The sequence below is a fragment of the Tractidigestivibacter sp. genome (genome assembly GCF_057241865.1).
Genome location: NZ_DBHHPX010000003.1, coordinates 102378 through 109318, shown reverse-complemented (window position 1 = coordinate 109318; position 6941 = coordinate 102378). Strand labels below are relative to the sequence as shown.

Genomic DNA, 6941 nt, shown 5'->3' with positions numbered 1-6941 from the left:
ATGCCCTCGGGGTTCGCCTGCGTGATCGTGTTCGCATGCTCAAACGGATCGACGTGCTGCCGCTCCATGATGGCCCCTTCGGTCGTGACTTCATATGCAACCAGCCTACCCCGTTGCGTGCCGTGCGGAGCTGGGGTGCCCGCCCTTCCACCTGGCCACCATGTCGAAGGCCGGCTGGAACCGCAGCATGTTCCCCCTGGCCGAGCGAGCTCGTGGTGGCCCGGAACGCATGGGGCAGGCTCAAGGACCGGATGGTCTGCCTCAGAATTCCCATTGGTTTGTAAGACGGCAGTTATTCGGAACCTTGCGCACTGACGGGTTCTGAAGCTCACGTTACTTTGTGTACTGCATAGGTTCCATCCCTCTGTACCCCGCGCACCCCAACGGTCTACAATGGACGCATCGAGAACAAGCCGGGGCCTTTGGCAAGCGTCGGCGCGAGAAGGGTCCAGGTGCATGAGGAACTAGCGATGCCCACAAGACACCCACGACCAGACCCACGCGCTGGCGGCCATGCCCACGGGTGCAGCATCGCGATCGCATGCCCATTTCGAGCCGGGCGCCCCCGATAGGTTCCATCAAGACGCCTTGCCACGCTCGCATGGCCTCCCGCCGAGACCGGAGGCCCCATGCAGCTCAACCTGTCGAACGTCACATACACATACCCCGCGTCGCCCGAGCCGGCCCTGTGTGGGGTGACGGCTGCGTTCCCGCGGGGATGGACCGGCATCGTCGGCGACAACGGGTGCGGCAAGACCACGCTCGCGCTCGTGGCCTGCAACGTCATGCGCCCGGATGCCGGAAGCGTTGCCCCTGCGCTCGTGGCCCGCTACTGCGCCCAGGACGCCACCCGCCCGCCGGACGACCTTGAGGACTTCGCACTGGCCTACGATGGGACCGCCGTGCGGCTCCGGGACGAGCTGCGCATAGACGACGGATGGGCGTGGCGCTACGACACGCTCTCCGGCGGCCAGCAGAAGCGCCTGCAGGTGGCCTGCGCCCTGTGGGCGCGACCCGACGTCCTGGCCGTGGACGAGCCGACCAACCACGTCGACGCGACGACCCGCCATGCCATATCCGAGGCCCTCTCGCGCTTCGGGGGAATCGGCCTTCTCGTCTCGCATGACAGGGAGCTGCTGGACGCGCTCTGCACGCAGTGCCTGTTCGTCTCGAGGGGGTCGGCCACCATGCGCCCGGGTGGCTACACGCAGGGGTCGGGCCAGGCCGAGCTCGAACGCGAAAGCGCGCTGCGTATCCGTGACTCCGCGCGCAGGGAGAGGGAGCGTCTCGAGTGCGAGGCCCAGCGCCGGCGCGAGGAGGCGTCGCGGGTCGCGTCACGCAGGAGCGGGAAGCATGCTGCCAAGAACGACAGCGACGCGCGCGAGAAGCGGCGGCGCTTCGTCGTCTCCGGGCAGGACGGGAGGGCCGGAAGGCTCTCATCGCGCATGGAGGCCCGGCTTTCCGACGCGGCGGGCAGGCTCGACGCCGTGCGGGTCGAGAGGCGCTACGAGTCCGACGTCTGGCTCGACACAACTCCGAGTGAGCGCAAGGTGCTGCTGCGCATGGAGGAGGCCGTCATCCCCCTCGGCGGTGGGGCAGCGCTGGCGGTGCCCACCCTCTACATCGGCAGCACCGACCACATCGGGCTAGTCGGTGACAACGGCAGCGGAAAGACGACGCTCGTCAGGCGCATCGTGGAAAGCCTACCCGATGCGACGAGGGTCCTCTACGTCCCGCAGGAGCCCACGCGGCCCCAGCGGCAGTCGGCGATGGACGCCCTGGCCGACCTGGGCAGCACCGACCGTGGTCGCGTGCTCTCCGTTGTGGCGCAGCTCAACTCAGAGCCGGAGCGCATCCTGGAGGGCGGCGACGTCAGCCCCGGCGAGATGCGCAAGCTCATGCTCGCCCTCGGAGCCCTTCACGCGCCGGAGCTCGTCGTGATGGACGAGCCGACGAACCACCTCGACCTCGGGTCCATCGAGGCCCTGGAGCGCCTGCTCGCGACCTTCCCCGGGGCGCTGCTGCTCGTCTCCCACGACGCCGCGCTCATCCGGGCCGCGACACGCATCGCATGGACGATATCGGAGGGCCCCATGGGCTACGCGCTTACGGTAGTAGGCTAGGCTCCCGACCCGCAAGGCGCATCTCCGGCCTGCGCGCCTTCTCGACGTCATCGGACACCACGGAACCATCGGGATGACTCTGGTGCAATGGGGTAGTAAGAGATAGATGTCCTGCGGACGTCTGCTGCACGGGGTTCTGGAGAAAACCGGAGGCAAGCCGATGCTCTTCCTCATGTCTGGCCTGAGTGCGTACCTCTTCCTGTTCATGCTGCTTGCGTTGGGCCCTGCCATTGCACTGATGGTCTATGTGTATCGGCTTGATACCCTTGACCGGGAGCCGATTGGGCTGCTGTGGTCGCTCGTCATGAGGGGTGTCGCTGCGGCACTCGCTGCAAGCCTCCTTGAGGCAATCGGCATGCGGGCCTTCGGGCTCCTCTCGGGTCTTGACCCCTCTGGCATGCAGTTTGAGGTTATGGGCGACCTCATGGTGGTCGGCGTGATCGAGGAGGGCGCCAAGTATGCGCTCATGGCTCGAAGGACCTGGAACAGCCCTGCATTCAACTGTCGCTTCGACGGGGTCGTCTACGCCGTGTTCACGTCGCTGGGCTTTGCGGGCATGGAGAACATCACGTATGGCCTGGCATATGGGCCAGGCGTGCTGTTCTCGCGCGCTATCATGGCCATCCCGGCCCACATGGGGTTTGCCGTGCTCTTTGGCCTGTTCTACGGGCAGGCCAAGCTCTGCGGCGTACGCGGGCACAGGCTTGCGTCTGCCCTCTGCGCCGTGGGCGGCTATGTGCTTTCGGTTGTGGCGCATGGCCTGTACGACTCGGCTGCCGCCATGGCGACGGATGCGTCGGGCGGACTCTTCCTGCTTGTCGTGGTGGCCGTGTACCTGATCGTCTTCAAGGTCGCACGCTCGGCGGCGCGCCACGACCGCCGCTTTGCCTCATAGCCGGCGCCTGGGGCCCATGTCAACCCTACCTGTGCCATGTAATGTCGAGGAGGCCTCTTGCGGCGGTTTGGGGTGAAGATGCAACTCGGCTTCTCGGCGGTGGGTATGGCGTTCCTCGCGTTGCTGTTCATCCCCAACGTCCTCTGGACAAGAAGCCGACCCTCGGGCTACGACGAGGCGGCAAGGCACGAGAGCCGCGTGTTGCTTGCGTTTGAGAGAGTCGTCCAGGCCGCCACCACCTGCGCCGCCATCGTGTTCGTCTGTCCGCAGGGTCTCTCCCTGCCTTGGTTGCTCTGGCTCGTTGCCGCTACCGCCCTCATGCTCCTGTACGGGCTTGCCTGGGTCCGCTACTTCAGGGGAGGGGAGGAGCTCGCCGGTATGTACGCGCCCCTCGGCCCCATCCCCGTGCCTCTGGCGTCTCTGCCTGTGGCCGCGTTTGGCCTCCTGGGTGTCTGGTGCCAATCACCGGCAGTGGTCATCTCTGCCGTCGTCCTCGGCATCGGCCACATCGACATCCACCTCGGGCACCTGCTGGCACACGACAGCTAGCCTTCCTCGTTCACGATGACGATCTTGCCGTCGAAGCCGCCGGCGTCCTGGAGCGCGACAGCCTCACGCAAGTGTTCGAAGGAGAACACCTTGGCAATGACGGGCTTGATTTCCCGCTGCGCTATGAACTCGAACAGTGCGGTGATGGACTCCTGGTCAGGCCAGTTGCTGTGAAAGCCCGTCAGGCTTACGCCATTCGGTATTTCGACCAGTGGGTTGAAGTCCTTCAGCGGCTTCTCACCGCCGAGGATGCCCGTGTGGCAGACGATGCCGCCAGAGGGCACACATCGCAGCGAGTCGCGCAGTGTGGACGTTCCCACCAGCTCGAGCACCTTCGTGACTCCGAGGTTGCTGTCGGCGAGATGCCCGTCATCCACGACAGGCAGGTCGCAACCCAGCTCGGCGAGCCTCCCCAGCCTTCCCTCGCTGTGGGCTGTGGCGACGGTCCTGCATCCGAGCGCATGGGCTATCTGCAACGCCGCATAGCCCAGGCCGCAGGTGCCCCCGCGGACGAGCAGGATGTCTTCGGGGCGCAGTCGCAGGCACTGAACGAGCGACCCCCATGCCGTGTAGAAGGTCTCGGGGATGGCCGCTAGCATCCGCCATGGCATCGCATTGGCCGTCTCCGGTAGTGCGAACGTGTGGTGCTCGGGCACGAGTATGTATTCGGCGTAGGACCCGTCGAAGCTGCGCCCCATGCCGCCCATGAGGGCGCAGACGCGCTGGCCGACCATGAAACCAGAGTCGGAGGCGTCGATGACCTCGCCCACGCACTCGATGCCGGGGACGATGGGCTTCGCGATGTAGTCCGCCTCGACCTCTCCCAGGCGCAGCACCTGCTCCGAATGGTTCAACCCGAAGCCACAGACCCGCACGAGCACCCAGCCCGGCTTTGCCTCGGGTACCCGCACCTCACCGAGCTTGACTTTATCGGCGGGGGTAATGCTGTTGATGACAAGCGCCTTCATGGCCTCGGGAATCATCTAGGCCACCGCCCCCGCGAGCGCCGTCTCGATGTTCGTGACCATGCGATTGGCAGCGCCGCAGCCACATCCGCCCGTCATGCGCGGCATCTGCAGAACCTCGCGGGACTCGCCTACGACGGGCACCTCGTGCCAGCACTGCGGGTCCTCGCCGTAGAAGCTGCCGTCGGTCCCGCGTGCCACCGCGGGGCAGCCGCGGCACCAGGCCAAAAGCTCGCAGCGGCTGCACTTAGAGAACTCACCCACCTGACGGTAGTCCTCCATCGAGCCCAGCCAGATGTCTGCCAGGCGCTCGTCGAAGACGTTTCCCACCCTGGAGCCCGCCACGCGGCGACAGGCGTATACGTCGCCCGTGGGCAGGATGGTCAGGTGCCCGCTTCCGCAGCTGCAGCCTTCGTAGACCATGCCCTTCCTGGCATCGGCGGGAATCTGCCAGAGGCCCTCCTCCCACTCGTAGAGGCGCCATAGGTGGTCCTTTCGGCTGAAGCAGGTCTCGCAGCCGGCGTCCTCGCATGCCTTGAACTTCTTGTAGGTACTGTCGAGCACGGCGCGATAGTCCCGTGGGGAGAGGCCCTCCATGTTCTCGCCTGTGGTGGGGACGTAGCGCGAGAACGCGAAGACGTTCGCCTTTGCTGCGACGATGGCGTCGATGATCTCGGGAAGCTGGCCCGCGTTCACGTTCGAGACCGTGGTCATGACGATGGAGCGGATGCCGTTGCGGGCGAGCATGGGGATGCGTGCCAGGGTCTCGTCGTAGGAGCCGGGCCTGCGGAACCAGTCGTGCGTCTCGCGGTTGCCATCGATGGAGAGCTGGTAGCGCAGGCAGCCGTTCTCGCGGAGGCGGGTACACACCTCGTCGGTCAGGTGGAAGGGGTTTCCCATGATGGTGAACTGGATGTTCTTCTCCCCAAGCAGCTCCATCAGGCGCCAGAAGTCCGGGTGGAGGATGGGGTCTCCGCCTGTGATGTAGAGGTACGGCTCACGCCCGAAGGTCTCGCAGAAGTCCTCGATGTTGGCGAGCGTCTGCTGCATCTGCTCGAAGCTCATGCGGTTGAGCTCGACGGATTCGTCCCCCGAGAAGATGTAGCAGTGCTTGCAGCGCTGGTCGCAGTCATCGAGGAGGTGCCACTGGAACGAGAAAGTGGGGCGTGCCATGGGAGGAGTCCTTTCAAGAGGCGGGCGCCCGGCAGTGCCAGGCGCCCTGTTTGGAGCGCTCGTCTATGCGCGGTCGCTCGCGCCGCAAGCGGTGGGAGCGGGCTTGGGATCGTCAGAGCCACAAGCAGATGGCTTGGGGTCATCAGAACCGCACGAAGAAGCCGCAGTACGGGTGCTCCAAGATGCAAAGTCGTCGAGAGCCATGGTGTCCTTCTTTCTGCCATGCACGGTCCGTTTCCGTGCTTAGAACGAGTATGGGGCGCCCCATGGGCACGGTGAATTTCAATGATGCTATCGTTGATTCGTATTTAGAATCAGTAGAGGAGCAGCATGAACACCACCCAGCTCGAGTGCTTCGTACAGGTCGCGGACAACCTGAACTTCCGGAGGGCCGCCGACGAACTCCACCTGTCTCAGCCGACGGTGTCGAAGCAGGTCTCGTCGTTAGAGGAGGAGTTGGGAGGGGCGCTTTTCGTCCGTACTACGCGTGAGGTGGCGCTTACCGCGTTTGGGTCATCGTTTCTGCCCGACGCCCTCGAGATCTTGCGGCTCAGCTACACGGCGTCAGAGCGAGCGCGCAAGAAGGCCGAGGGCACGGAGCTCGCCATAGGCTACTCCGACCCCAACGACCTCATGCGCCTGGCCCCTGTTTTGGACAGGTTGCGTGTGAAACACCCTGGCTTCCACGTCACGCTCAGCTTGGGGCCGCGCGACGCGCACATAGACCGGCTGACTCACGGGCAGCTTGACGTTGCCTTGGGCTTCGAGGCGTCATCTTTGGAGGCGGGTGGGGTTGCTTTTGTGCCCCTGAGTACGACGTGTCTCAGCTGCATCGTTCGCAACGACTCGCCGCTGGCTCGATACGACGAGGTCGGGTACGAGGAGGTCGAGGGATTCCCGCAAGTCATCTGCCTGCCCGCGGGCATCCGCAGGAGGGGCTCCCTCGCGCAGGATGCCCTGCCCAAGACCGACAGCGCCCATACGATTACCTGCTCCACGACAACTGAGGCATTCTGTCTCGTAGACGCCGGGTTTGGCTATGCTCTCGTCCCTTCGGTCGAGACCATGCCCGATCCTACCCAAAAATCTCTCATATGGCTCGGGGGCGCGCAGGCGACCTTTGGCGTCTACGTGCGCAACGAAGAACGAGACGAGTTCGTATCACGTTTCCTCGAGGTTGCCCAGGAACTCTATGGGCGACCGTGACGAAATTGCGCTGCATGTCCCTTCCGACAG

Annotated in this window: 6 protein-coding genes; 4 read left to right on the top strand and 2 right to left on the bottom strand. The window is 65.0% G+C overall.

The genetic code is table 11. The features are described from left to right. Positions 1-629: 629 nt before the first annotated feature. From ACO59D_RS02045 to ACO59D_RS02035, 3 genes are all read left to right on the top strand, one after another. Entirely contained in the window at positions 630-2123 is a 1494-nt protein-coding gene (locus ACO59D_RS02045) for an ATP-binding cassette domain-containing protein (protein ID WP_485125559.1), read from the top strand. Between the two features lie 160 nt (positions 2124-2283). Beyond that, positions 2284-3018 (top strand): PrsW family intramembrane metalloprotease, encoded by a 735-nt coding sequence (locus ACO59D_RS02040; protein WP_485125558.1) that lies wholly within the window; start codon positions 2284-2286, stop codon positions 3016-3018. 72 nt (positions 3019-3090) lie between these two features. Next, positions 3091-3567 carry a hypothetical protein gene (locus tag ACO59D_RS02035; protein WP_485125557.1) on the top strand — a complete coding sequence of 159 codons (477 nt, stop codon included), beginning with the start codon at positions 3091-3093 and terminating at the stop codon, positions 3565-3567. On the opposite strand, the gene ACO59D_RS02030 is transcribed toward ACO59D_RS02035, so the two are convergent. Continuing rightward, positions 3564-4550 (bottom strand): zinc-binding dehydrogenase, encoded by a 987-nt coding sequence (locus ACO59D_RS02030; RefSeq protein WP_485125556.1) that lies wholly within the window; start codon positions 4548-4550, stop codon positions 3564-3566. The two genes, ACO59D_RS02035 and ACO59D_RS02030, sit on opposite strands and share 4 nt — an antisense overlap. Further along, positions 4551-5705: a radical SAM/SPASM domain protein, ACGX system gene (gene acgM / locus ACO59D_RS02025; RefSeq protein ID WP_485125555.1), complete on the bottom strand. Its 1155-nt coding sequence runs from the start codon at positions 5703-5705 to the stop codon at positions 4551-4553. It lies immediately after the preceding gene. A gap of 330 nt (positions 5706-6035) precedes the next feature. Here acgM and ACO59D_RS02020 point away from each other — a divergent pair, with 330 nt between their 5' ends. Continuing rightward, on the top strand, positions 6036-6911 hold the full coding sequence (locus ACO59D_RS02020; RefSeq protein WP_485125554.1) for a LysR family transcriptional regulator: 876 nt from the start codon (positions 6036-6038) through the stop codon (positions 6909-6911). The last annotated feature ends 30 nt before the right edge of the window (positions 6912-6941 follow it).